This window comes from Megamonas sp. Calf98-2 (assembly GCF_900110235.1).
Taxonomy (GTDB): domain Bacteria; phylum Bacillota; class Negativicutes; order Selenomonadales; family Selenomonadaceae; genus Megamonas; species Megamonas funiformis.
This window is the reverse complement of sequence record NZ_FOCY01000012.1, coordinates 1-24,535: the sequence shown is the minus strand read 5'-3', so window position 1 is coordinate 24,535 and position 24,535 is coordinate 1. Positions and strand designations below refer to the sequence as shown.

The window sequence follows — 24,535 nt, the reverse complement described above, 5'->3', positions numbered from 1 at the left end:
CCAATTACATTTAACTTTAACAAGTGTTGTATTTGAATTTTATAGCAACTTAAGTAATTCCTTAAATACTGGAATTTAACTTTAACAAGTGTTGTATTTGAATTTAAATTTATTTACGTCTAAAGCCATATTTTACTCCATTTAACTTTAACAAGTGTTGTATTTGAATATATAAAATAATAACACAACAAAAAAAGAAAGGAAAAGATTTAACTTTAACAAGTGTTGTATTTGAATGCCACCTGTTGCCATTGGTAGCCATTTATATACTTTTATTTAACTTTAACAAGTGTTGTACAAAAAAAGCTGTAACAAAGAGAATTTCTCAATGTTACAGCTTTTTTATTAATTTTATAATGTGGAAAAGAAAAAGTTTATTAAAATTGGTACGGCTACTGAACATAATACACCATTAATTACAGATATAATAATAAATTCTTCACTACTATATTTTATAAGCATAGGCAAAGTGGAGTCTTCGCTTGTTGCACCTGCTGCTCCTATAGCTGCAAATGTATTTAAATATTTTACTAAAACTGGAATCATCATAAAAGCGATAAATTCTCTCATCAAGCTACTCAAAAAGGCTATTGTGCCTATCTGTGCATTTGCTAGTGTTTCAAGCATTACCCCTGATAAACTATACCAGCCCATAGATGCACCAATAGATAAACTATACACCAAATTCATATCAAAAATATAACTGCAAATAAATCCGCCAAAAACAGACCCAATAATTACACCTATAGGAATCAATAATATTGTCAAATTATAATTTTTTATCTTCTCAATTATTGATTCATTCATACCCACGCTTATACCTACAGAAAACATCAATAAATATAAGACATAATCTGCTAATTCACTACATAAATCATGCCATGTACTATCAAGTACAAATTGACCAAAAATAATTCCTAAAATCAATGCACATAATGCAATATAAACCATCTACAAACCTTCTTTTACTATTTAATTTTTTACAATAAATAATTTGCTAAAAATATATACTATAATTACTGAAAATACTGTAGGAATTATAGCAAATACTAAACTTTGTAATCCCATGGTCAGCATCTTATGTGCAAAATCTTCCATACTACCTAAATTTATTCCCATGATAAAAATAATTAAAGCTACTGCTATTAACTGTACCTTATTATTTAAATTTACCACAGCTATTCGCCTATGTTCTTTCACTTTTAACAGGCTAAATCCTGCTATTACACCTAATACCATAATCAATGTTTCTACCAAAAAAGTCACTCCTTAAATTTGTATATTTAATTATTTAATCTATATAAATTTAATCTTACATCTAAATATACTTCAAAAGTCCTTGGCCATGGGAAAAATACATCAACCTGCAAATTGCGAATAGTCAAGTCAAATACTCCCTCTGGTGTTTGCACTTTAAAAGGCATTTTAAAAACTTCACTATTATTTAATTGATTTGCTCTCTTTTGCATATCAGATTGTAGTAATTTATTCATCCAAATATAATTATGTTCCATATCCAAATCATTTACATTTTCATAACCATGATTTTTCAAAGTAATATTCATTACATCAATCACTTCTTTTAGATAATAATAATCTTCTAGAAATCTTTCATAATTTATATTTAAACGATTATACTCTACAGCAAGCATATCATTTGTTGTATTAAATGTTGGTCTTATCGCCTTATAAATAACAGCATTCGCCAATGCTGTACCAATGGAATTACTAGCTGTATTCCAACCAGCATAAGAAGTTAATTCATTAATCGGCACATCCTCTTTTAATAATGTAGGAAATAATACTTCATTTGCTGAAAAATGCTTACTTAAATCAACTAAAGCGACTTTTTTACCTTGCTCTAAATATTTTTTTATCTTTAATGCAGATTGTCTCTGTGTAGACATATTTTCATCATTACCAATAAAAACATATAAAATCAAGCCAGCTTCTTGTGGTGAATTTACTTTTTTAGCATTTGCCATCACTAATTTTTCTTCTACTGTAGAACCTACTGAACCTGCCATAAACGGCATAACTGTGCGCATAGCTTTCTCATCATTATACTCTACATATACTTTAGGTTGATAATTTGTCTTTGTCTGCACAAAATTAGCTAATAGTGATAAAGCCACCTCATCTGCACCTTTAGTTATCATCACAACATCATTACTAATACCTAAAGAATGAACATAATTTACAAGACTTTTTTTCTCCATATTTGGTATGCCAAAATCTTCACCATCATCTTGACCAATCACTAATTTTGTTATGATGCCTTCTTTAACTAGATTTATCAATTCTTTATTTAAAGCTGTATTACGTCTAAATAAATCTAAATAAATATCTAAGTCTTCTTGTTTTATATCTTCTTTTAAATCTGCCAATAATTTTATATCATCTTCATTTTCAAAAATACTTATCTCATCAATAAGACGAGATATCTTTATCATTTTTTTACTATCACTTTCTAAAGTTGGCGGTGGTGTTATCCTTGGCAAAACATTAAAAGCATAAATTGGTTTATCTTTCGCTTTTGTTTTCAAATCACGCATAAATTTTAATAAAATTTGCGACTCATCTTGTTTTGTCCCTGACTCACGTGAAGCTAATAAACCTCCATGCAATAATTGGTCAATAGACACAATTACCCCATCTGATTTATCAATATTATCCATCAGCCATTTTTGTATTTTTTTTGTATCGCCTTCTTTAGTATAATAATCCATTATCTCTGACGGCGGTGTTATAATCTGTACACCTGCCATCTTTCCTGCATCTACCACCATTTTTTGACATGGCGGTCTTGTATCTAATGGTATCAAAATTAATTTATATTTATAGTTTTGTTGCAATTCCACAGATACAGCAGGAGGTAGTTGAATAAAATTCAAGTAATAAACAATCATTAAAGTTACTGCTATAATCGATAATAACCATTTTTGTTTTATATATGATTTAAATTTCATTTTTTACTTCTCCATAGATATTTATTACATTTTAAAAAATATATAAATTAGTGTCAAATGAATATCTTGTAAAATACTTTGCTATAAAAATAGTATTAGTATATAATATTGATATACTAAATATATCGTGGCTTATTTTAAAATATTAAGGTGATTTTATGAATAACAAAGTAACTGTAGAAATTTTGGGAGTAAAATATCCTCTCCGCTATTCTAAAGATAGTGATATCAATGACATTCAAGAAGCTGCTAAAATAGTAGATGAAAATATTCGTCTTATGACTAAACAAAACCAATATTTGCCACCAGATAGAGTAGCAGTATTGACAGCACTTCAAATAGCTGAACAATTAATTCGCTTGAAAAAAGATTATAATGAATTTTGGGATATTCTTGATGAAAATCGCTCTAATAAACATAAATAAGCTAAAAAATAACATGAAGACATACACTAATGGTAGGCATTTTAATGGCACTACCATTTATTTTTTATACTCTGTGTATTATAATAAGCTAAGAAAATAACTGGAGGAAAATATTTTGATAGAATTATTAGCCCCTGCTGGAAGTATGGAAGCATTAAAAGCCGCTGTAGAAAGTGGTGCCGATGCTATTTATCTTTCAGGCAAAATGTTCGGTGCAAGAGCTTATGCCAATAATTTTGATGAACAAGGCTTAAAAGAGGCCATTGAATTTGCTCATTTACGCAATGTAAAAATCCATGTAACTGTAAATACTTTAGTAGACAATTCTGAAATACCTGCACTTGCAGATTATTTTCGTTTTCTTTATGAAATAGGTGCTGATGCTGTACTCGTTCAAGATTTAGGTGCTGCACGTTTAGCTCAACTTGTAGCTCCTGATTTACCATTACACGCTAGTACACAAATGACAGTGAATAATTTAGCTGGTGTTCTTGCTCTTCAAGAACTTGGTTTTTCACGTGTCGTTTTATCTCGTGAAGTAACATTAAAAGATATTATTCATATCTGCCGTAATAGCGATGTAGAAATTGAAGTTTTCGCTCATGGTGCCTTATGTGTATGCTATTCCGGTCAATGCTTAATGAGTAGTATGATTGGTGGCAGAAGTGGTAACCGTGGTCGCTGTGCTCAACCATGTCGTCTACCTTATACTTTAGTTGATAAAAACAATAACAATGTTTTAAAAGACACTGGACAATATTTATTGAGTCCTCGCGACATGAATACACTTGAATTAATTCCTGAATTTATCGAAGCTGGTGTCGTTTCTTTAAAACTTGAAGGACGCATGAAAAAACCAGAATACGTAGCTGTCGTTGTTGACGCTTACCGCCAAAAAATCGACTCTTATTATAGCCATACAGAAGTTCAAGAAGATATTCAAAAAAATCTTTCTCAAATATTCAATCGTGATTTTACTACTGCTTATTTAGAGAAAAAACAAGGTAAATTCATGATGAGCGATAAACGACCAAACAATCGTGGTCGCCTCGTAGGTAGAGTAATTCGCTATGATGATAATAAACGTCAAGCTATCATGAAACTCACTGATGATGTAAATATCGGTGATACTATTGATTTCTGGGTAAAAGTCGGCGGTCGTGTAAGTACTAATGTATCTAAAATCATCTATAAAAATAAAGAAATAACTTCTGCTAGTGCTGGCATGGAAGTCATCATTCCTGTACCAAATCGCGTACACCCACATGACCGTATATTTAAAGTTTTTGATGCTAATCTCATGCAAAAAGCTCGCAGTTATTATACTAGTGCTTCACCAATACGCAAAATAAATTTAAATATCGAAGCTATTGCTAAACTCAATGAGCCTTTTATATTAAAAGCTACTGATGAAGATGGTTATAGTGCTCAAATAACTAGTGATTTCATTGTTGAAACAGCTCTAAAACGCGCTATGGATAAATCAACAGTACAAAAACAGATGGAACGTTTAGGCAATACTATTTATCAATTAGAAAATTTATCTTGCACTATTGATGAAAATGTCATTGTGCCTATGAGCGTCATGAATGATATTCGTCGCTTATTAATTGAAAAATTAATGTCCATGCGCCTTGAAGCTTATCATCGTCCACAGATTGCTAAAATTGATAATACTATTTGGCAACAGGATTTAGCTTCCAAATCATTCAATCAGACAAATAGACCTCAACTTGTAGTCGCTGTTGATACTATTGCTAAAGTACAGACAGCTATTGATAATCAAGCAGATATTGTTTTATTCGGTGGCGAATCTTATAATCATCAATTCATCACTGCTGAAATGTATGCTGAAGCTACAAGACTTTGCCGTGAAGCTAATATTAAAATTGCTTTTGCTACACCTCGTATCATGCGCGATAATGAACAAACAGCTTTTACAAATTGGCTTACAAAAATAAAAGATATCGCTCCAGATATGATTTATGCACATACTTTAGCGCAAATGTACTTAATCAAACAATTTACAGATATCACTATCTGGGCAGATTTCTCCTTCAATGTTTATAATGATGTAACTTTAACTTTCCTAAATAATTATGACATTAAGGGAGCTACTGTTTCCCCTGAATTAAACTTTAAACAGATAAAAACATTAAATGAAGCTTCTACATTGCCTCTTGAATGTATCGTTCATGGCAATATGGAACTTATGGTATCTGAATATTGTGTGCTTGGCAGTTTCTTAGGCAATTTAGATAAAGGCACTTGTACAAAACCTTGCGAAAAAAATAATTATTGGCTTTGCGACCGCAAAAATGAAAAATTCCCTATCGTAACAGACCAATATTGTCATATGCATTTATTAAATGCTAAAGAATTAAATATGCTAGCTCATGTTCCAGAATTTAGCAATCTTCATATTGACCGCATTCGCTTAGATGGCAGATATATGTCCAAAGAAAAATTAGCTAAATTCACTAAACTCTATAAAGAAATTATCCTTGAAGGCAAAAATCATCTTGCTTTAATGCCTGAAAATATCACTAAATATGAACAAAATATTACTCGTGGTCACTACTTCCGTGGAGTAGAATAATTTAAGGAAGGTATCTTTTTAACAAATGAATCAATCCGTATTTAAAACTTTAGAATATGCCAAAATTATCACTATGCTACAAAATATGGCTACTTCTAGTATGGGAAAAGAACTTGCTGAAAAACTATTACCAAGTAGCGATATTGACGAAGTAATTGAAAATCTTTCACATACACAAGAAGCTAGTAACATTTTAATTAGCTCTGAACCACCTTTTGGCGGTATTCATGATATTCGTTCATTATTAAAGAAAACATCTTTAGGTCTAGTAATTGAAATAAATTCATTACTTGATATTTTAAATACCATGTACGCAATGCGTAATCTCAAAAAATTCTTCAAAGAATTAGAAATAGATAGTCCCCAATTTAAAGAATGGGCAAAATCTATTGAAATCTTAGGGCAACTTGAACGTGAAATAGATAATATTGTCGATGAACATGGCTCTATGCGTGATAGTGCTAGCGTTGAACTTATGCGTATTCGCCGTGAAATCAAATCTTCACAGCGTCGCATCAAAACAAATCTTGATGGTATTTTAAAAAATCCTGATTATCAAAAATATTTTCAGGATAATATCGTTACTATCCGTGATGAACGCTATGTTATCCCTATCAAACAAGAATATCGTCAACATTTCCCAGGTGTCGTACATGACCAATCCTCTAGTGGTTCAACCTTATTTATCGAACCTATGTCCATTGTTGATTTAAATAATGATATCAAACAATTAGTCATTGATGAAAAACGTGAAATTGAACGCATCTTAAAAGTGATTTCTGAAAAAATAGCCAAAAATGCTGATAGTTTACTTCATAATTGTGAAATCATGGCTCAGTTAGACTTTGCTTTTGCTAAGGCAAAATTAGCCCGTAAAATGCGTGCTACTATGCCTGAAATCAATGATGAAGGTATCGTCAATTTAGCTAAAGCTCGCCACCCATTACTCAATAAAGATAACGTCGTTCCTATTGATATCAGGCTTGGCGAAGGATATCGCACTTTATTGATTACAGGGCCAAACACAGGTGGTAAAACAGTGAGCATGAAAACTTTAGGCTTATTAGTTTTAATGACTCAATCTGGTCTTTTTATCCCTGTTCAATCTGGTTCCAAAATTTCCATTTTCCAAAATGTCTATGCTGATATCGGTGATGAGCAAAGCATTGAACAGAGCCTCAGTACATTTTCCGCTCATATGCGCAATATCGTAAATATCTTGAATAATATTGAACATGATGACTTGCTCTTATTAGATGAAGTAGGTTCTGGTACTGACCCAGAAGAAGGTGCTGCCCTTGCTATGTCAATCTTAGAAAGATTGATGGAAATTGGCGCTTGCACTGTAGCTACTACTCACTATAACGAGTTAAAGACTTTTGCTTATTCTAAAGAAGGCATTGAAAATGCTTGTGTGGAATTTGACATCAAATCCCTTCGCCCTACTTACCGATTATTGATAGGTACGCCAGGGGCTAGTAATGCTTTTGCTATAAGTAAAAGATTAGGTTTATCAGATACTTTAATTTTACGTGCACAACAACTCATCAAAGCAGACCATGCTCAATTTGAAAATGTATTAAATACACTAGAAAATGAAAAATTGATGTATGAACAAAAAAATGCTGATATTGCTGAACGTCAACAACGCATTGAAAAATTAGAAAAACAACTTGCCGATATGAAGCAAGAAATGGCTAAGAAAAAAGAGCAAACACTTCGTAAAACTAAAGAACAATGTGCTAGTTTACTTCGCCGTACTCGTCGCGAATCTGAAGAAATCATCAAAGAATTGAAAGCCCAATTTAACGACCAGGGAATGAAAAAACGTCAAGAAACAATAGATGCTGCTCGTCATAAATTACGTGGTCGTTTGGATAAAGTAAGTCAACAAAATGATGATCCAAATAAACCAGGTGAAGCTGTCGATATTAAAACCATTGCTGTTGGTGATATCGTATATGTAAATAAACTTCGCCAAAAAGGAACTATCACTGATATCAGTGGTAAAGAATTAACTGTTCAATTGGGCAGTTTAAAAATGAATGTTAAAGCTAAAGATTGCTCTTTCGTTTCTCATGCTGTTAAAGTAAAAGAAACTGCACCATCTAAAAAAGCTGGTGGCTTCAATATGCTAGCTAAAGTCAGCCAAATTAGTACAGAAGTAGATATCAGAGGCTTAATGGTTGATGAAGCTATTGAAGTTGTTAGCAAATATCTCGATGATGCTGTAATTTCTGGTCTTTCAAGAGTATTAATCATTCATGGTAAAGGTACAGGAGCTCTGCGCAAAGGTATTCAAGAATATCTCAAAAATCATCGCAATGTTTTAAGCTATACTCTTGGTGATATGGACGAAGGCGGTAGTGGGGTAACCGCTGTAAAATTAAAATAACGCAAATAATTACTATATTTTTACCAAAACTAAACATAGTATTATAAATATTTGAGGTGTATTCTATGGATAAACAGCCTTTTAACGAAAAAAAATCAACCTCTAATCATGCAACTGATAAAAAAAATAAGAAAAAATCTTTTGGCTTCAAAAAATTTTTCTTAGCACTTTTAACGCTATTTATAGTTGTATTTTTAGGTGTTGGTTGTGGGTTAGTTGCTATTGGCCTTGATGGTGATAAAGATGTTTCTGATATTCACCCACCTGCTTCTTCTCAAATTCTCGATATGAATGGCAATCTAATCACTAATATTCACGCTACTGAAAATCGTACATTAGTGACTTTAGATAAAATCCCTGCTAATCTACAAAATGCTTTTATCGCTGTCGAAGATAATCGCTTTTATGAACATAACGGTATTGACCCTAGAGGTATTTTCCGTGCGATTTATTCTAATTTAACAAGCGGTGAAGTGGCTGAAGGTGGTAGTACTATCACTCAACAATTAGCCAAAAATGCTTTTTTATCACAAGACCGTACATTCAAACGAAAAATTCAAGAATTTTTCATTGCTCTTCGCTTAGAAAGACAATATACTAAAGAAGAAATTTTAGAAATGTATCTCAACCAAATTTATTTTGGTAGAGGTGCTTATGGTGTTCAAGCTGCTGCACAGACATATTTTGGCAAAGATGTAAGTCAATTAGATTTGTCAGAATGTGCAATGCTTGCTGGTATACCTCGTAGTCCAAATTATTATTCACCACTTAATAATTTAGGTGCTGCTAATGAACGTAAAGCAGAAGTTTTAGACCAAATGGTAAAATATGGCTATATAGATTCTACTACAGCAGCTAAAACAAAAGCTGAAAGTTTACGACTTGTAAATCCTAAAGAACAAGAAAATGATAATACTGCTTCATATTTTATTGATTATGTAACTCAAGAAATGATTGATAAATTCGGTGCTGATGCAGTATATAAAGAAGGCTTAAAAATTTATGTTTCCATTGACATGAACATGCAAAAAGCTGCTGAACAATCTGTAAATAGTTTATTACCAACTTATTACAATGATGCTAATGGTCTTACTCAACCACAAGGCGCACTCGTAGCTATCGACCCTAAAACAGGATATATCAAAGCTATGGTTGGCGGTCGTGGTACTGACCAATTCAATCGTGCTGTACTTGCTGTACGTCAACCTGGTTCAGCATTTAAACCATTTACTTTTGCTACTGCTTTAGAAAATAAAATGACACCAGATACTACTATTGAGGATAAACCTTTCAAATTAGGTGATTGGCAACCTCAAAACTATGACCGTACATTTAGAGGTACAGTCTCCATGCGTCAAACAGCTATTAATTCTTTAAATATACCTACTATTCGTTTAGCAGAAAAATTATCTATCGATAAAGTTTTATTAACAGCTCAAAATTTAGGTATATCCACATTAGAATTAAATTCTAAAGATGCAAATGATAAAAACTTAGCTGCTTCCATCGGTGGTCTCACAAATGGGGTAACTGTTCTTGATATGGCTGGTGCTTATAGTGCTTTTGCAAATCATGGCGTTTATACAAAACCAACTGCTATAGTTAAAGTCGTTGACCGCAAAGGCAAAACTATTTATGAACATACACCAGAAACTAAACAAGTTTTATCTGAACGCACTGCTACTTTATTAACAGATATGCTTGAAGATGTTATCACTAAGGGCACAGGTAAAGCTGCTAATATCAACAGACCTGCTGCTGGTAAAACAGGAACTACCGATAATTACCAAGATGCTTGGTTTGCAGGTTATACACCTGATTTAGTAACAGTAGTATGGATGGGCTGTGATGATAATGATGTTATGCCTGGTATTACTGGTGGTACTACACCTGCGAAAATTTGGCAAAACTTCATGAAAACAGCACTTGCATCTATACCAGCTAAAAACTTTGATGGTTCAGATACTTCCATTGATAATCCAGTTCAAAATGTAGAAAGCAATGCTAAAACTACAGCTAAAGATGTTGCTCATGAAAAAGAAAAACCATCAAAAGAAGCACCTGATAAACAAAAACCTGTTCATAATGAACAGACAAACCCAAATGATGCTCAACAGCCAATTGATGAAAATGAACCAATTGAAGAAAATATCGAGCAACCATCTCTTCCAGCTCCAAGGCAAAATTTACCTGAACCAAGTATTCAACAAGGCAAAGGGTTAAATTAATAGATAATCATACAAAATTTAGGAGGACTTTTTGTGAGCGTATTTGATACACTTAAAGAACGTGGTTACTTAGCTCAAGTAACACACGAAGAAGAACTAAAAAAAGCTTTAGAAACTGAGCAAGTTACATTTTATATGGGATTTGACCCAACAGCAGACAGCCTTCATGTTGGTCATTTCTTAGCTTTAATGGCTATGTCTCATATGCAAAAAGCAGGTCATCGCCCTATTTGCTTAGTTGGTGGCGGTACTGGTACTGTAGGTGACCCTTCTGGTCGTACAGATATGCGTAAAATGTTAACTGATGAAGATATTGAACATAATTGCAATTGCTTCAAAAAACAAATGGAACGCTTTATCGATTTCTCTGATGGTAAAGCTTTAATGATCAACAATGGTGATTGGCTTCGCAAATTAAATTACATTGAATTACTTCGCGATGTTGGTCCACATTTCTCTGTTAATCGCATGCTTACTGCTGAATGTTACAAACAACGTTTAGAACGTGGTTTAACATTCCTTGAATTCAATTATATGATCATGCAGGCTTATGACTTCATGGAATTAAATCGTCGTTATGGCTGTGTACTTGAATTAGGTGGCGATGACCAATGGTCTAACATCATTGCTGGTGTTGAACTCATTCGTCGTAAAGAAGCAAAACCTTCTTATGGTATGACATTCAACCTTCTCACTAACAGTGAAGGTAAAAAAATGGGTAAAACAGCAAAAGGCGCACTTTGGCTCGACCCTGAAAAAACTTCTCCATACGACTTCTATCAATACTGGAGAAATGTTGCTGACAGCGATGTAGAAAAATGTCTTGCACTTCTCACATTCTTACCAATGGACGAAGTTCGTCGCCTTGGTAGCTACAAAGACCAAAAAATCAACGAAGCAAAACAAGTTCTCGCTTATGAAGTTACAAAACTCGTTCATGGCGAAGAAGAAGCTAAAAAAGCTCAAGAAGCTGCTCAAGCACTTTTCAGTGGTAAAGGTAATATGGACAATGCTCCAACTATCACTATTACAGAAGCAGACTTTGGCAAAAAATTACTTGATATCTTAGTAGATAACAAAGTATTTGAATCCAAAGGTGCTGGTCGTCGTCTAATCGCTCAAAATGGTGTATCCATTGGCGATGACAAATGGACTGACGTAGAAAAAGTATTAACAGCAGAAGACCTTGCAAATGGCGATATGATCGTTCGCAAAGGTAAAAAGAAATTCTATCGTCTAATCAAAGCATAAAAATCATAAAATTATAAACAAAAAGCTAGAATATATTCCATAATAATATTGATATATTCTAGCTTTTTATCTTTATCAGTAGACTATAATTACTATATTTAATTTATTTCTCAATCAATAAAGAAATGAACCTTTTAAATGATTTGCAAATACTCGTTTTTTTATGGTATACTCTAAAAAGATATTTTCTTACAAAGTTTTATCTAAATCTTAAAATTTTCTTTACTTATCTATTACATATTAGATAATTTATAGTTTAATTTATTAAGGAGTGCGTTTAAAAGATGTCAGGACATTCTAAATGGGCCAATATTAAACGAAAAAAAGGTGCAAATGATGCCATTCGTGCAAAAATGACTACAAAAATTGGTCGTGAAATCACTATTGCTGTTCGTATGGGTGGTGCTGACCCTACTGGTAATATGCGTCTTAAATTAGCTTTAAGCAAAGCTAAATCTAACAATATTCCTAAAGATAATATCAATCGTGCTATTCAAAAAGGCTTAGGTGCTTCTGATGGTAGCAATTACGAAGAATTAATTTATGAAGGTTACGGTCCAGCAGGTTCTGCTGTTATGCTCGAAGTTATGACAGATAACCGCAATCGTACAGCTGCTGATATTCGTCATTTATTCTCCAAATACGGCGGAAACCTCGGCGAAACTGGTTGCGTAGGCTGGATGTTTCACAAAAAAGCAATTTTTGTTGTAGACAAAGAAGCTTTCGATGATGAAGAAAGCCTTATGATGATTGCTCTTGATGCTGGTGCTGAAGACTTCAAAGCAGAAGATGATTCTTTTGAAATCACTGCTGCTCCTGAAGATTTCGATACAATCTCTCAAGCATTAGAAGAAAACAACATTGAAACAGTTGAATCCGAAATCACTATGATTCCTGATACTACTGTTAAAGTTGAAGGCAAAGACGCTGAAAAAATGCAGACTCTTATCGATATGCTTGAAGAACATGATGATGTTCAAAACGTTTATTCCAACTACGAAATGGACGAAGAATAAAATAATCTTTAGACGCAGTAATAACTGCGTCTATTTTTATCTAAAGATATATAATCGAGGTATTTATCATGGAATTTTTACAAGCCTTAAAAAATCGTCGCAGTATCTATAATTTAGGCACTAATGTTAATTTATCTAATAAAGAAATAACTTCTATCATCTCCGATTGTCTAAAATATAGCCCATCTGCTTTTAACTATCCTACAACAAATGTTATTATCGCCTTTGGTGAAAAACATCAACAGATTTGGCAAATTACTACAGATATTTTAAAAGAAAAATTAGCTAAAAAAGAAGAAACTTTCGCTGTAGCTCAAAATAAAATCAATAAATTCAAAGCTGGCGTTGGCACTATCTTATTTTTTGAAGACACTGAAATCATCAATGAATTAAAAGAAACTTATGCTATGTATGCTGAAAATTTCTCCACATGGTCAAATCAAGCAAATGGTATGCTTCAAAATAATATCTGGACAGCATTAAGCCAAGCAAATATCGGAGCTAATCTTCAACATTATAATCCTTTAATTGATGATAAAATCAAAGAATTATTCTCTATTCCTGATACATGGAAATTAACAGCTCAAATGCCATTTGGTAGCATTGAAGCACAACCAAATGAAAAATATATTGAAGATATTTCCACTCGCTTAAAAATTTATTAAAATCAATATAAAATTATAGTCATGTTTGAATAATATATTTAAACATGACTTTTGTTATTTTTAAAAACTAGTTAATCATGATATAATGTGAACTGCACATTTTTGCTAAATTTGATATACTAAAAGGAGGATTTTATGCTTGCTTTAGGTATTGACCCTGGGACTGCTATCTGTGGTTATGGTCTTGTAGATATGCAAGGAAGCCGTCTAAAAGCCATTGAATATGGAGCTATTTTGACGAGTCCACAGATGCGACCACAAGATAGATTATTAAAAATTCATCGTGAACTTACAGATATTATTCAAAAATATAAACCTGATGTAATGGGCGTAGAACAATTATTTTTCAATCGCAATGTAACTACTGCCATTCCTGTCGGTCAAGCTCGTGGTATCGTCTTATTGACCGCAGCCGAAAATCAAATTGAATTAGTCGAACGCACACCGCTACAAATCAAGCAATCCGTAGTAGGCTTTGGCAGAGCGAGCAAAGAACAAGTTATCTATATGGTAACAAAATTGCTCCATCTTCCTGAACCGCCAAAACCTGATGATGTCGCCGACGCTCTAGCTGTAGCTATCTGTACTACTCATTGTATGAATAGCCTCACATGGCGAAATAAATTATAATTAAATTAATAATGATTAATAAATAAATTAACAAGGAAAGATTTTATGATAGGATATTTACAAGGAAAAGTCACTTATATTGCCAGTGATTTTTGCTTTATTGATGTTCATGGTGTCGGCTATCGCGTATTTATCAGCACTAGCACACGTGCACAATTAAAAATGAATGAAGAAATCAAACTCTTTACTTATTTAAGTGTGCGTGAAGATGCCATGTTATTATACGGTTTCATCAATCAATTAGAATATGATGTATTTTGCAAATTGATTTCCGTATCTAAGATTGGCCCTAAAGCTGGGCTTGGTCTGCTCTCTAGTCTTTCTAGTGAAAAACTCATCTGGGCTATCCAAAATAAACAAGTCAGCCTACTCACCAATGCCCCTGGAATTGGCAAGAAAACAGCTGAACGCATTGTCTTGGAATTAAAAGATAAATTAACTGAACTTAACTTAAGTATTTCTGATGAAGTCTTAGACCAACCAATCTTGATTGATACACCTAGCGAAGATGAAAAAATAGATATGTATGAAGAAGCAACTCAAGCCCTTCTTTCTCTTGGCTATACAAAACCAGAAATCAATTCTGTACTCAAAAAAGCTGGCAATATGACCAATACAGAAGATATTATTAAATTTGCACTCAAAGAATTATCCTTAAGCTAAAACAAAAATATAACATAATAGATTAAATAAAGGAGCTTTTATTATGAAATTTTCTCCGCAAAATGAACGTCAATTTGCCGTAGTCGGTCTTGGCAGATTTGGCAGAAATATCGCTAAATCTCTTCATGAAATGGGCTATGATGTTCTTGCTATTGATAAAGATATGGAAAAAGTCCAAGACTTTAGCCATGAAGTAACTCATGTAGTTCAAGCAGATACTACAGATGAAGAAGCACTTCGCTCTTTAGGCATTTTAAATTTTGACGTTGTAATCGTGGCTATCGGTGATGATACTGAAGCTAATATCATGACTACACTTCAATTAAAAGAAATCGGTGTTCCTTATATCGTAGCTATCGCTAAAAGTCCATTGCAAATCAAAGTATTGGAAAAAATCGGAGCTAACCGCATTGTTGCGCCAGAGCGAGATATGGCTCGCCGTGTTGCTTATAACCTTGCTTCTACAAATATCATGGATTATATTGAATTATCACCAAAATTCAGTATCGTGGAAATCGCTGTGCCAAAAGCTATCCGCAATAAAACACTCAGCGAATCAAATATCCGTGCTAAATATGGCTTAAACGTTGTTGCTATCAAACGTCATGATAATTTAATTATTTCTCCACTTCCTACAGAAGTATTACTCGAAAATGATATCGCTATCGTTGTTGGTAGCAATGAAAGTATCAATGGCTTGGAGGCTCTAGAAAAATAATGGAGCTAATCACAAGTTTAACTAATGCCAAAGTCAAAATGGCTTTAAGCCTCCAGCAAAAAAAATATCGCGACAAATACCAATTATTTATATTAGAAGGTATTCGCAATGCTGAAATGGTTATTGCCAAAAATATTTCCGTGCAAATGTGTTTTTTCACACAAAAAGCCTTTACAAATGAACGCGGAAAATCCATTTTAGAACAATTAAATTGTCCTTGTTTTGAAATTCCTGAACATATTTATCAAAAAATCAGCGATACTCAATCTCCACAGGGATTAATGTTGATTTTACCTATACAAAATCACAATTTAGATGATTTAGCTACAATAAATAAATCAGGACTTTATCTGATTTTAGATAGATTACAAGACCCTGGAAATATCGGTACCATCATTCGCACATCTGATGCTATGGGTGTAAAAGCCATTATCTGCCTAAATGGAACAGCCGATATCTATTCTCCAAAAGTAGTGCGTTCTGCGATGGGTTCTTTATTCAATCTCCCTATAATCACTAAAATTTCTGAACAAGATTTATTATCTTTTTGTCAAAATCATAATTTAACACTTTATGCTACAGCTTTAGATAATAGTGCCAAAGCTTCATGGGATATTTCCTATCCTCAAGATTGTGCTATTATTTTGGGCAATGAAGCCAATGGTGTTTCTGATAATTTATTAGACAAATGTAATGCTAAAATATACATTCCGATGAAAGGCGATGCTGAATCATTGAACGTGGCAAATGCTGGTTCGATGATTATGTACGAATATTGTCGCCAAAATATTTGACCACAGTAAAAATCAATGCTATAATCTAATAGCTAAAGACATGAGTATGAAAGATAATCGCGTATACTTTTTGTATATGAGGAAAGTCCGGGCTCCACAGGGCAATGTGCTGGATAACGTCCAGCGAGGGTGACCTCAGGGAAAGTGCTATAGAAACTTAAACCGCCTGTGTATACAGGTAAGGGTGGAAAGGTGCGGTAAGAGCGCACCAGCATGCAGGTGACTGTATGGCTAGGTAAACCCCACATGGAGCAAGACCGAATAGGGAAGGGATGAAGTGGCCCGCTGAGCCTTCCGGGTTGTGTCGCTAGAGCTTATAGGTAACTATAAGTCCAGATAAATGATTATCACCACGCAAGTGGAACAAAACTCGGCTTATTGATTACTCATATCTTTAGTGAAAACTGCCTTATTGGCAGTTTTTTTATTTTAACTATTTGATTTTTAAGCTAAATATATTAAAATATATTTAGCAATAACTATTTACATTAATAAAATTTATTTTAATCTAGGATAAAGAAGGAGTTTCTTGTGGATATTAATCAAATGCAAACTATTTTACAATCAAATTTGAAACCTAATCGTTATGCTCATTGTCTTGGGGTAATGGATACTGCCATCATCTTGGCAAAACGATTTGGCGTAGATGAAGAACAAGCTGCTATTGCTGGCTTATTGCACGATTGTGCACGTGAGTTTGCAACCGAAGATTTAATTGCTGAATGTGAAAAACGTCATCTCTATATTACAGATATTGACCGTCAATTACCTATTTTAATGCATGCCCCACTCGGCACTGCTATTGCTAAAGAAAAATATGATGTTCATGATACTGCTATTTTAAAAGCTATCGCTTCTCATACTGTTGGCGGAGCTAATATGTCTAAACTCGACAAAATAGTTTATCTTGCCGATATGATAGAACCTCATCGTAAATTTGAAGGCTTAGATAAACTTCGCAAACAAGCCATGACACAAGACCTTGATACTGTGATGATAAGTGCTTTTAACCAATCCATATTATTTATTATGCGTAAAGGACATACTATTCACCCATATACAGTAGCTGCGCGTAATGAAATTCTCCTCCAACGAGAATTATAATATGCCCTCAAAAAAGATTAAAACTTCAACAAAAACTACGAATAGAAAAACGAAAAAGCCACTTATTAAACGTATACGCCTTGGTCGTTTATTGCTTGTACTTATACTTTTATCTGGTATTGTATATGGCTCATATATTGTAATTTCTGAAATTTATTCTTGGGGTAGTTTTAAATATGCTCAATACCAAGAAGCACATCCTAGCAAACCACAAAAACCACCTATTCCACCGCAATTCACTGATAGACGTTTTGAAAATTACACTAATATTTTATTCATTGGTATAGATGATAAACCTGTTGAAGGTATTGCTGAATCTGGTCGTTATGCAGATGCTCTCATGCTTGTAAGCATGGATCATACTAATGGGGAAATACGTTTCTTATCTCTACCTAGAACAATCAAGACCTCTATAGATGGTCGCAAAGACCCAGAATATCTCAGCTTCACTTATTATTATGGTGGTGCACCTTTGACAGTTAATACTGTTTCCCAATTATTAAATATACCAATAACTCAATATGTAGCTTTAGACCGTAAAAGTATAGCTAAATTTGTAGATACTATTGGTGGAATTAATTTATATGTAGAAAATAATATGGATTATGAAGACCCTGTAAGTGGCACTTCTGTCCATCTCACTCAAGGATATCAACATTTAACTGGCGATATGTCTCAACAATATCTCATCTTTCGCAATGATGATTTAGGTGATATTGGTCGTATTCAACGTCAGCAAAAATTTGCCAAAGCTTTATTCGAAAAAATGATGTCCTTGGAAACAATTCCTACATTGCCAACAATTCTTGATATTTGGGAAAATAATATTGATACTAATATTAACATTTTAGATATTTCTAATCTGATAAATTTATTAGATACTCTTAGCACTACAGAAATAAAAATTAAAATGCTTCCAGGTAATCTCACTCCAACTGGCGATTGGGTACCAGATAATGCCCGCGTAGAACAAGAAATAAATGATATGTTCCCTCCAGTTCCAGAAGATACCACTGAGGACGCTGAAGAATAACCATAAATAAATTATTATAGAAAGGCAAGTGTTTATATGACCTTAACTTCTCAAGAAAAAAGCCAATTAATAGCAAAAGCTGCTAGCGATAAAAAAGCATTAGATATTATGATTATGAATATGCATGATTTAACTACTACTACTGATTATTTCATCGTATGTAGTGCTACTACAGCAACTCAAGTTCGTGCTATAGCTGACAATATTGAAGATGAAATGACTCAAGCTGGTGAAGAATTCTTGCATAAAGAAGGATATCAAAATGCTGAATGGATATTATTAGACTTCGGAAATTGCGTTGCTCATATCTTCACTGAAGAAGCTCGTCGTTTCTATAGTCTAGAAAGCTTATGGGGCGAAGCTCCTACTGTTGAATACGAAGATTAAACAACGAGGTTAAATAAATATATTGATAGAAAAACAACAAAAAAAATATCAACCAAGTACTGTAGTAACTATGAAAGTCGCACGTGTTGGTGAAATGGGCGCATTTTTAGATGCCCAAACAGGCAATACTAGTGATGATATTTTGTTGCATAAATTACAACAAACCTCTCCTGTAAAGCCTGACGATAAAGTATCTGTGTTTTTATATAAAGACCCACATGGACGACTTACTGCCAGTATGAGAACTCCTAGAATGCGTGAAGGACAGATTGCTCGTTTAAAAGTAATCAATACTAGCCGTGATGGTGCATTTTTAGATGTCGGTGCTGAACGTGGTATCTTTATGCCATATGCTGGTATGCGAGGAAAATTGCAAGTAGGCGAAGTCGTTTGGGCAAAATTATACACAGATAAATCTGGTCGATTAGCTATGACTATGAAGGTTGAAGATGAAATTCGTCGTGCTTCTCGTCCTGCTGACAATGTAAAAGTCGGCGATATGGTTTCTGGCTCTGTTTATAATTTTACAGAACAAGGTGCTTTTATCTTCACAGACGAACGTTTTATCGCTTTTTTAGATAAGCGTGAAATGACTACTAAACCACGTGTTGGACAGACTTTAACTACACGTATTACTTTTATTCGTGATGATGGTCGTATCAATGTTTCTATGCGACCAATCAAAGAAAAAGCTATTAATCTTGATGCTCAAATGCTTTATGATACACTTATAGCTCGAGGTGGCAAAATGCCTTATTGTGATGAAACCGCTTCTGAAGTTATTCGTGAACGCTTTGGTATCAGTAAATCTGCCTTTAAACGTGCATTAGGACATTTAATGAAGGAAGGCAAAGTAGAACAAAAAGATGGTTGGACTTGTTTAATATCACAAGAATAACCTACAAGCTATCTGACATATTTTGCCGGATAGCTTTTTTTTGAGCAAGGAAAGGAGAGCATTTTGTGCTTACAATCAAAGAATTTCGCAAAGTATCCTCTATAGAAGAAGCTTATGAATTAAATCAAAAAAAGACTAATCGCATCATTGGCGGTATGTTATGGTTGAAAATGCAAACTGATAATGTAAATATCGCTATCGATTTATCTGGTTTAAATTTAGATACTATCGAAGAAACTGATACAGAATTTAAAATCGGTGCTATGACAACATTACGCGATTTAGAACTTCATGCTGGTTTAAATCAATATACTAATAACAGCATGAAAGAAGCTATGCGTCATATTGTCGGTGTACAATTTAGAAATCTTGCTACTGTTGGTGGTAGTATATATGGTCGTTATGGATTTTCTGATGTATTAACTGTATTTATGGCTCTTGATGCTTATGTAGAACTTCATCTTGCAGGTATCATTCCTATCAGTGAATTTGCTAAAATGCCTTATGATAATGATGTTTTAGTCAATATCATTGTGAAAAAAACTGCTTTAAATTGTGCATATTTATCACATAGACAGACAAAAACAGATTTTCCTGTATTGGCTGTTGCTGTATCTAAACTTCATGACAAATGGCAAGCTGTAATAGGTGCTACTCCTCATCGTGCAGTAATCATTGCTGATGAAGAAAATATCTTAGGTGAAAAAGTATCACCTGAAACTATTGAAACATTTGCAAATTATGTAAAAGATAACGTAAAAACAGACTCTAATATTCGTGGTTCTGCACAATATCGCAAACATTTAGCATATGTTTTAGTCAAACGTGCTTTAGTATCTATAGGAGGAAATGCTTAATGATTTTAAATGTATGGCTCAATGGGAAAAAAATCAGTGAAGAAATTTCATCTGATACATTATTGATAGATTTTGTCCGCAAACATGGCTGTAGTAGCGTAAAACGTGGTTGCGACACTTCAAACTGTGGGCTTTGTACTTTATTTGTTGAAGATAAACCTGTATTATCTTGCTCTATGCTCGCCGCTCGTGTTGATGGCAAGCATATAACTACACTTGAAGGACTCCAAGAAGAAGCTCGTGAATTTGGTGCTTTCATTGCCAATCAAGGTGCCGAACAATGCGGTTTTTGCAATCCAGGTTTCATCATGAATGCCATTGCTTTATTTAGAGAAAATCCTAATCCTTCCGATGAAGAAATTCTTGAATATTTAGCTGGTAATCTCTGCCGTTGTTCTGGTTATGAAGGTCAACTTCGTGGTATTCGTGCCTTTTTAGATTATAAAAATGGTAAAACGGAGGAACAAGCATGACTAATTTAGATAATTTAAAATATGTCAATCAACCTATCATGAAATCTGATGCTATGTCACTTGTTACAGGTAAACCTGTATATCTTGATGATGTTGCACCAAAAGATTGCTTGATTGTAAAAGTTTTACGCAGTCCTCATGCCAATGCTATCATTGAAAATATCAATACAACTATAGCTAGTAAAGTTCCTGGTATCGAAGCTATTTTCACTTATCAAGATGTATCTCAAAAACGCTTCACTATGGCAGGTCAGACTTATCCTGAACCTAGCCCTTATGACCGTTTGATTTTAGATAAACATGTTCGCTATGTTGGTGACCCTGTAGCTATCGTTGCTGGGGAAAATGAACAAGCTGTAGATAAAGCTTTAAAATTAATCAAAGTTCAATATCAAGTTTTAGAACCATTATTAGATTTCCGTAAATCTAAAGATAATAAAATTCTCGTTCATCCTGAAGATACATGGCGTTCTCTTGCTCCTGTCGGTGCAGATAATAAACGCAATCTCTGTGCTTGTGGCTCTGAAGGTGAAGGCGATATTGATGAAGTATTAAAAAATTGTGATGTTGTAGTTGAAGGAACTTATCATACAAAAGCTTGTCAACAAGCTATGATGGAACCATTCTGCACATATTGCTATATGGATACTTATAATCGCTTAAATATCATAAGCTCCACACAGATTGTATTCCATGTTCGCCGTATCGTAGCTCACGCTCTTGATATTTCTCAATCAAAAATTCGTGTAACAAAACCTCGTATTGGTGGCGGTTTTGGTGCAAAACAAACTGTAGTAGCTGAAGTTTTCCCTGCTTTTGTAACTTATAAAACAGGAAAACCTTCCAAAATGATTTTCACTCGTACAGAATGTCAAATAGCTTCTACACCTCGCCATGAAATGAAAGTTTCCGTGCGAATTGGTGCTACAAAAGAAGGTAAAATCCAAGCTATAGATGTATATACACTTTCTAATACTGGTGCTTATGGAGAACATGGTCCAACAACTGTTGGCTTATCTGGTCATAAATCCATTCCACTTTATCGTGGCTTAAAAGCATTTAAATTTGCTTATGATGTAGTATATACAAATGTAATGAGTGCTGGTGCTTATCGTGGCTACGGTGCAACTCAAGGTATTTTCGCTGTAGAAAGTGCTGTTAATGAACTTGCTAGCAAATTAAATATTGACCCTGTAAAACTTCGTGAAATGAACCTTGTCAAAGAAGGCGACGTTATGCCAGCTTATTATGGTGAAACTGCTACAAGCTGTACACTTGACCGCTGTGTAGCTCGCTGTAAAGAAATGATTGGCTGGGACGAAAAATATCCTGCTCGCGATATGGGCAATGGCAAAATCCGCAGTGTTGGTATGGCTATGGCAATGCAAGGCTCTGGTATCACATGTGTTGACGTTGGTTCTGCTACATTAAAATTAAATGATGAAGGAATTTACACTTTATCCATCAGTTCTGCCGATATGGGTACAGGCTGTGATACTATCTTAGCTCAAATAGCAGCAGAAGTATTGATGTGTCCATTAGAAAATATCTCTGTAATCGCAGCTGATACAGATGCAACACCTTATGATTCTGGTTCTTATGCATCTAGTACAACTTATGTAACTGGTAAAGCTGTAGAAAAAACTGCTCTTGGCTTAATCGCTAAAATCAAAGCATTTGGTGCTAATATGCTCAAATGTTCTATTGATGATGTTGATTTTGATGGTAAATCTGTAATCAATATGCATACAAATGAAAGCGTTTCTTTAAATGATATAGCTGTAAGTTCTATGTGCGGTGCAACTCAATCACTTCAACATACTGAATCAAATTCTATGCCATCATCTCCACCACCATTTATGGCTGGCATGGTAGAAATAGAACTTGATAAGGAAACAGGTCATGTAGAAATCCTTGATTACTGTGCTGTAGTTGACTGCGGTACTCCAATCAATCCAAATCTTGCACGTGTACAAACAGAAGGTGGTATCGTTCAAGGTATCGGCATGGCATTATATGAAGATGTAACTTACAATAAAAAAGGTGTTCTCGCTGAAAATTCCTTTATGCAATATAAAGTGCCATCTCGTCTTGATATGGGTAAACTTCGCGTGGAATTTGCTAATAGCTATGAACAATCTGGTCCATTTGGTGCAAAATCTATCGGTGAAATCGTTATCAATACACCTTCACCAGCATTAGCTCATGCGATTTACAATGCTACTGGCGTTTGGTTCAAAGAACTTCCTATCACTAGCGAAAAAATTGCTATGGCTTTATTAAATAAATAAAAATAAGTCATCTATATATAAATTTTTTGAGATTTAAATAGGTTAGATTATATCTAGCCTATTTTTTCTTATATATCCATTAGAAAAATCTTGCAACAATCGCAAAAAATAGGTAAAATATAGTTTATATATTTATAGACGGAAAATTTTTAGGAGGAAAAGTCGCATGCGATTACTCGAAGAGAGAATACAAAAAGATGGTATCGTTAGAGAAGGAAATGTTTTAAAAGTTGATAGCTTTTTAAATCACCAAATGGATATCAAATTATTCCGTGAAATAGGTAAAGAATTTAAGCGATTATTCGCTAATGAAGAAATTACAAAAATACTCACTATTGAAGCTTCTGGTATAGGTATTGCTTGCATTGTTGCTGAATTTTTTGATGTACCTGTAGTTTTCGCTAAAAAAAGTAAATCTAAAAATATTGCAGGTGCCGTATATACAAGTAAGGTAGAATCTTTCACTCATAATAAAGTTTATGATGTAATTGTTTCTAAAAAATTCTTAACTAAAGAAGATAAGGTATTATTAATTGATGACTTTTTAGCTAATGGAAATGCTTTAAAAGGTCTTATCGAAATCATAAAATCCGCTGGTGCTGAACTTATTGGTGCTGGTATCGTCATTGAAAAAGGCTTCCAAAAAGGTGGCGCTGATTTACGCGCTCAAGGTGTTCATTTGGAATCTCTTGCTATTGTTGATTCTATGGACGATGTTACAGGTAAAATTAATTTTAGAGAACAATAATATATGTATTTATTATTAAAATAAAAGCATTTAATAATTAGATTTTTGCTCTAATGATGTGCACCCAAAATATTGGACATATTAATTAGGCTACTAATTGAAACTTAATTCTGTATTCTACAGGACTAAGTCCTTTTAGTTTTATCTTTATCCGTTTTGTATTATAATCTTTTATATAAGATTTTAACTCTTTTATAAAATCTTCAACGGATTTGAATTTTTTTTAATAGAATAATTCGCTTTTTAGCAAACCAAAGAAGTTTTCTATTACGGCATTATCTAAGCAATTGCCTTTTCGGCTCATGCTTTGGATAATGCCTTTTTCTTTTAATAACCTCTGATACCTCTTATTTTGATATTGCCATCCTTGGTCTGAATGTAGAATTATCCC

The 24,535-nt window shown here is 33.7% G+C and carries 22 protein-coding genes, 1 other RNA gene, 1 pseudogene and 1 CRISPR repeat array; of the genes and pseudogenes, 20 read left to right on the top strand and 4 right to left on the bottom strand.

Annotated elements, in window-relative coordinates:
• Positions 1 to 8: 8 nt before the first annotated feature.
• Positions 9 to 304: a CRISPR direct-repeat array (repeat unit 30 nt; unit sequence ATTTAACTTTAACAAGTGTTGTATTTGAAT).
• Positions 305 to 351: 47 nt separating this feature from the next.
• The 3 genes from BMX03_RS04945 to BMX03_RS04935 are packed head-to-tail and all read right to left on the bottom strand — an operon-like array spanning position 352 to position 2,969.
• Complete coding sequence (locus tag BMX03_RS04945; RefSeq protein ID WP_015563275.1) at positions 352 to 951, bottom strand: LysO family transporter; 600 nt, start codon at positions 949 to 951, stop codon at positions 352 to 354.
• Positions 952 to 972: 21 nt separating this feature from the next.
• Positions 973 to 1,266 carry a hypothetical protein gene (locus BMX03_RS04940; RefSeq protein WP_369816096.1) on the bottom strand — a complete coding sequence of 98 codons (294 nt, stop codon included), beginning with the start codon at positions 1,264 to 1,266 and terminating at the stop codon, positions 973 to 975.
• Positions 1,267 to 1,283: 17 nt separating this feature from the next.
• Complete coding sequence (locus BMX03_RS04935; protein ID WP_091694167.1) at positions 1,284 to 2,969, bottom strand: DUF4127 family protein; 1,686 nt, start codon at positions 2,967 to 2,969, stop codon at positions 1,284 to 1,286.
• A 158-nt stretch (positions 2,970 to 3,127) separates the two neighbouring features.
• Between BMX03_RS04935 and BMX03_RS04930 the strand changes: the two genes are divergently transcribed.
• The 20 genes from BMX03_RS04930 to BMX03_RS04835 all read left to right on the top strand — a co-directional run bounded on the left by BMX03_RS04930 (position 3,128) and on the right by BMX03_RS04835 (position 24,144).
• Positions 3,128 to 3,394 carry a cell division protein ZapA gene (locus BMX03_RS04930; RefSeq protein ID WP_008537382.1) on the top strand — a complete coding sequence of 89 codons (267 nt, stop codon included), beginning with the start codon at positions 3,128 to 3,130 and terminating at the stop codon, positions 3,392 to 3,394.
• Between the two features lie 115 nt (positions 3,395 to 3,509).
• Positions 3,510 to 5,993, top strand: a complete 2,484-nt coding sequence (locus BMX03_RS04925) for a U32 family peptidase (protein ID WP_091694165.1) — start codon at positions 3,510 to 3,512, stop codon at positions 5,991 to 5,993.
• A gap of 25 nt (positions 5,994 to 6,018) precedes the next feature.
• Positions 6,019 to 8,388 (top strand): endonuclease MutS2, encoded by a 2,370-nt coding sequence (locus tag BMX03_RS04920; RefSeq protein ID WP_091694162.1) that lies wholly within the window; start codon positions 6,019 to 6,021, stop codon positions 8,386 to 8,388.
• Between the two features lie 65 nt (positions 8,389 to 8,453).
• Complete coding sequence (locus BMX03_RS04915) at positions 8,454 to 10,616, top strand: transglycosylase domain-containing protein (protein ID WP_022228018.1); 2,163 nt, start codon at positions 8,454 to 8,456, stop codon at positions 10,614 to 10,616.
• Positions 10,617 to 10,649: 33 nt separating this feature from the next.
• Positions 10,650 to 11,867 (top strand): tyrosine--tRNA ligase, encoded by a 1,218-nt coding sequence (gene tyrS, locus BMX03_RS04910; RefSeq protein WP_008537377.1) that lies wholly within the window; start codon positions 10,650 to 10,652, stop codon positions 11,865 to 11,867.
• Between the two features lie 284 nt (positions 11,868 to 12,151).
• Positions 12,152 to 12,883: a YebC/PmpR family DNA-binding transcriptional regulator gene (locus tag BMX03_RS04905; RefSeq protein WP_091694159.1), complete on the top strand. Its 732-nt coding sequence runs from the start codon at positions 12,152 to 12,154 to the stop codon at positions 12,881 to 12,883.
• A 68-nt stretch (positions 12,884 to 12,951) separates the two neighbouring features.
• The gene (locus BMX03_RS04900; protein WP_022228019.1) at positions 12,952 to 13,548 is read left to right on the top strand and encodes a nitroreductase family protein; all 597 of its coding nucleotides are present in this window, start codon (positions 12,952 to 12,954) and stop codon (positions 13,546 to 13,548) included.
• Positions 13,549 to 13,683: 135 nt separating this feature from the next.
• Positions 13,684 to 14,178, top strand: coding sequence for a crossover junction endodeoxyribonuclease RuvC (gene ruvC / locus BMX03_RS04895; protein WP_008537374.1), 495 nt, complete (start codon positions 13,684 to 13,686; stop codon positions 14,176 to 14,178).
• Between the two features lie 45 nt (positions 14,179 to 14,223).
• Positions 14,224 to 14,841 carry a Holliday junction branch migration protein RuvA gene (gene ruvA, locus BMX03_RS04890; RefSeq protein ID WP_022228020.1) on the top strand — a complete coding sequence of 206 codons (618 nt, stop codon included), beginning with the start codon at positions 14,224 to 14,226 and terminating at the stop codon, positions 14,839 to 14,841.
• Between the two features lie 43 nt (positions 14,842 to 14,884).
• Positions 14,885 to 15,559, top strand: a complete 675-nt coding sequence (locus BMX03_RS04885) for a potassium channel family protein (RefSeq protein ID WP_008537371.1) — start codon at positions 14,885 to 14,887, stop codon at positions 15,557 to 15,559.
• Positions 15,559 to 16,353 carry a TrmH family RNA methyltransferase gene (locus BMX03_RS04880; RefSeq protein ID WP_091694156.1) on the top strand — a complete coding sequence of 265 codons (795 nt, stop codon included), beginning with the start codon at positions 15,559 to 15,561 and terminating at the stop codon, positions 16,351 to 16,353. Before BMX03_RS04885 ends, BMX03_RS04880 begins: the two co-directional genes overlap by 1 nt.
• 41 nt (positions 16,354 to 16,394) lie before the next feature.
• Positions 16,395 to 16,746, top strand: an RNA gene (gene rnpB / locus BMX03_RS04875) — RNase P RNA component class A.
• A gap of 138 nt (positions 16,747 to 16,884) precedes the next feature.
• A complete protein-coding gene (yqeK, locus tag BMX03_RS04870; RefSeq protein ID WP_018998725.1) occupies positions 16,885 to 17,457 on the top strand; it encodes a bis(5'-nucleosyl)-tetraphosphatase (symmetrical) YqeK in 573 nt (190 codons plus the stop codon).
• Position 17,458: 1 nt separating this feature from the next.
• The gene (locus BMX03_RS04865; protein WP_022228022.1) at positions 17,459 to 18,490 is read left to right on the top strand and encodes an LCP family protein; all 1,032 of its coding nucleotides are present in this window, start codon (positions 17,459 to 17,461) and stop codon (positions 18,488 to 18,490) included.
• A gap of 36 nt (positions 18,491 to 18,526) precedes the next feature.
• Positions 18,527 to 18,877 carry a ribosome silencing factor gene (rsfS, locus tag BMX03_RS04860; RefSeq protein ID WP_091694153.1) on the top strand — a complete coding sequence of 117 codons (351 nt, stop codon included), beginning with the start codon at positions 18,527 to 18,529 and terminating at the stop codon, positions 18,875 to 18,877.
• Between the two features lie 22 nt (positions 18,878 to 18,899).
• Entirely contained in the window at positions 18,900 to 19,775 is an 876-nt protein-coding gene (locus BMX03_RS04855) for a CvfB family protein (protein ID WP_091694151.1), read from the top strand.
• Between the two features lie 65 nt (positions 19,776 to 19,840).
• On the top strand, positions 19,841 to 20,632 hold the full coding sequence (locus BMX03_RS04850) for an FAD binding domain-containing protein (protein WP_091694148.1): 792 nt from the start codon (positions 19,841 to 19,843) through the stop codon (positions 20,630 to 20,632).
• Positions 20,632 to 21,105: a (2Fe-2S)-binding protein gene (locus BMX03_RS04845; RefSeq protein ID WP_091694147.1), complete on the top strand. Its 474-nt coding sequence runs from the start codon at positions 20,632 to 20,634 to the stop codon at positions 21,103 to 21,105. The genes BMX03_RS04850 and BMX03_RS04845 overlap by 1 nt, the downstream gene beginning before the upstream one ends.
• Positions 21,102 to 23,396 carry a xanthine dehydrogenase family protein molybdopterin-binding subunit gene (locus tag BMX03_RS04840; protein ID WP_091694145.1) on the top strand — a complete coding sequence of 765 codons (2,295 nt, stop codon included), beginning with the start codon at positions 21,102 to 21,104 and terminating at the stop codon, positions 23,394 to 23,396. The genes BMX03_RS04845 and BMX03_RS04840 overlap by 4 nt, the downstream gene beginning before the upstream one ends.
• Positions 23,397 to 23,562: 166 nt before the next feature.
• Positions 23,563 to 24,144 carry a xanthine phosphoribosyltransferase gene (locus tag BMX03_RS04835; protein WP_022228026.1) on the top strand — a complete coding sequence of 194 codons (582 nt, stop codon included), beginning with the start codon at positions 23,563 to 23,565 and terminating at the stop codon, positions 24,142 to 24,144.
• A gap of 85 nt (positions 24,145 to 24,229) precedes the next feature.
• Here the strand turns inward: BMX03_RS04835 and BMX03_RS04830 are convergent.
• Positions 24,230 to 24,535, bottom strand: a pseudogene (locus tag BMX03_RS04830) (transposase); the annotation flags it as partial.

Bases quoted from the DNA above. Each gene is read 5' to 3' on its own strand.
- BMX03_RS04945 (WP_015563275.1), bottom strand. From the start codon at position 951: ATGGTTTATATTGCATTATGTGCATTGATTTTAGGAATTATTTTTGGT.
- BMX03_RS04935 (WP_091694167.1), bottom strand. From the start codon at position 2,969: ATGAAATTTAAATCATATATAAAACAAAAATGGTTATTATCGATTATA.
- BMX03_RS04930 (WP_008537382.1), top strand. From the start codon at position 3,128: ATGAATAACAAAGTAACTGTAGAAATTTTGGGAGTAAAATATCCTCTC.
- BMX03_RS04920 (WP_091694162.1), top strand. From the start codon at position 6,019: ATGAATCAATCCGTATTTAAAACTTTAGAATATGCCAAAATTATCACT.
- BMX03_RS04915 (WP_022228018.1), top strand. From the start codon at position 8,454: ATGGATAAACAGCCTTTTAACGAAAAAAAATCAACCTCTAATCATGCA.
- BMX03_RS04905 (WP_091694159.1), top strand. From the start codon at position 12,152: ATGTCAGGACATTCTAAATGGGCCAATATTAAACGAAAAAAAGGTGCA.
- BMX03_RS04900 (WP_022228019.1), top strand. From the start codon at position 12,952: ATGGAATTTTTACAAGCCTTAAAAAATCGTCGCAGTATCTATAATTTA.
- ruvC (WP_008537374.1), top strand. From the start codon at position 13,684: ATGCTTGCTTTAGGTATTGACCCTGGGACTGCTATCTGTGGTTATGGT.
- ruvA (WP_022228020.1), top strand. From the start codon at position 14,224: ATGATAGGATATTTACAAGGAAAAGTCACTTATATTGCCAGTGATTTT.
- BMX03_RS04885 (WP_008537371.1), top strand. From the start codon at position 14,885: ATGAAATTTTCTCCGCAAAATGAACGTCAATTTGCCGTAGTCGGTCTT.
- BMX03_RS04880 (WP_091694156.1), top strand. From the start codon at position 15,559: ATGGAGCTAATCACAAGTTTAACTAATGCCAAAGTCAAAATGGCTTTA.
- BMX03_RS04865 (WP_022228022.1), top strand. From the start codon at position 17,459: ATGCCCTCAAAAAAGATTAAAACTTCAACAAAAACTACGAATAGAAAA.
- rsfS (WP_091694153.1), top strand. From the start codon at position 18,527: ATGACCTTAACTTCTCAAGAAAAAAGCCAATTAATAGCAAAAGCTGCT.
- BMX03_RS04845 (WP_091694147.1), top strand. From the start codon at position 20,632: ATGATTTTAAATGTATGGCTCAATGGGAAAAAAATCAGTGAAGAAATT.
- BMX03_RS04840 (WP_091694145.1), top strand. From the start codon at position 21,102: ATGACTAATTTAGATAATTTAAAATATGTCAATCAACCTATCATGAAA.
- BMX03_RS04835 (WP_022228026.1), top strand. From the start codon at position 23,563: ATGCGATTACTCGAAGAGAGAATACAAAAAGATGGTATCGTTAGAGAA.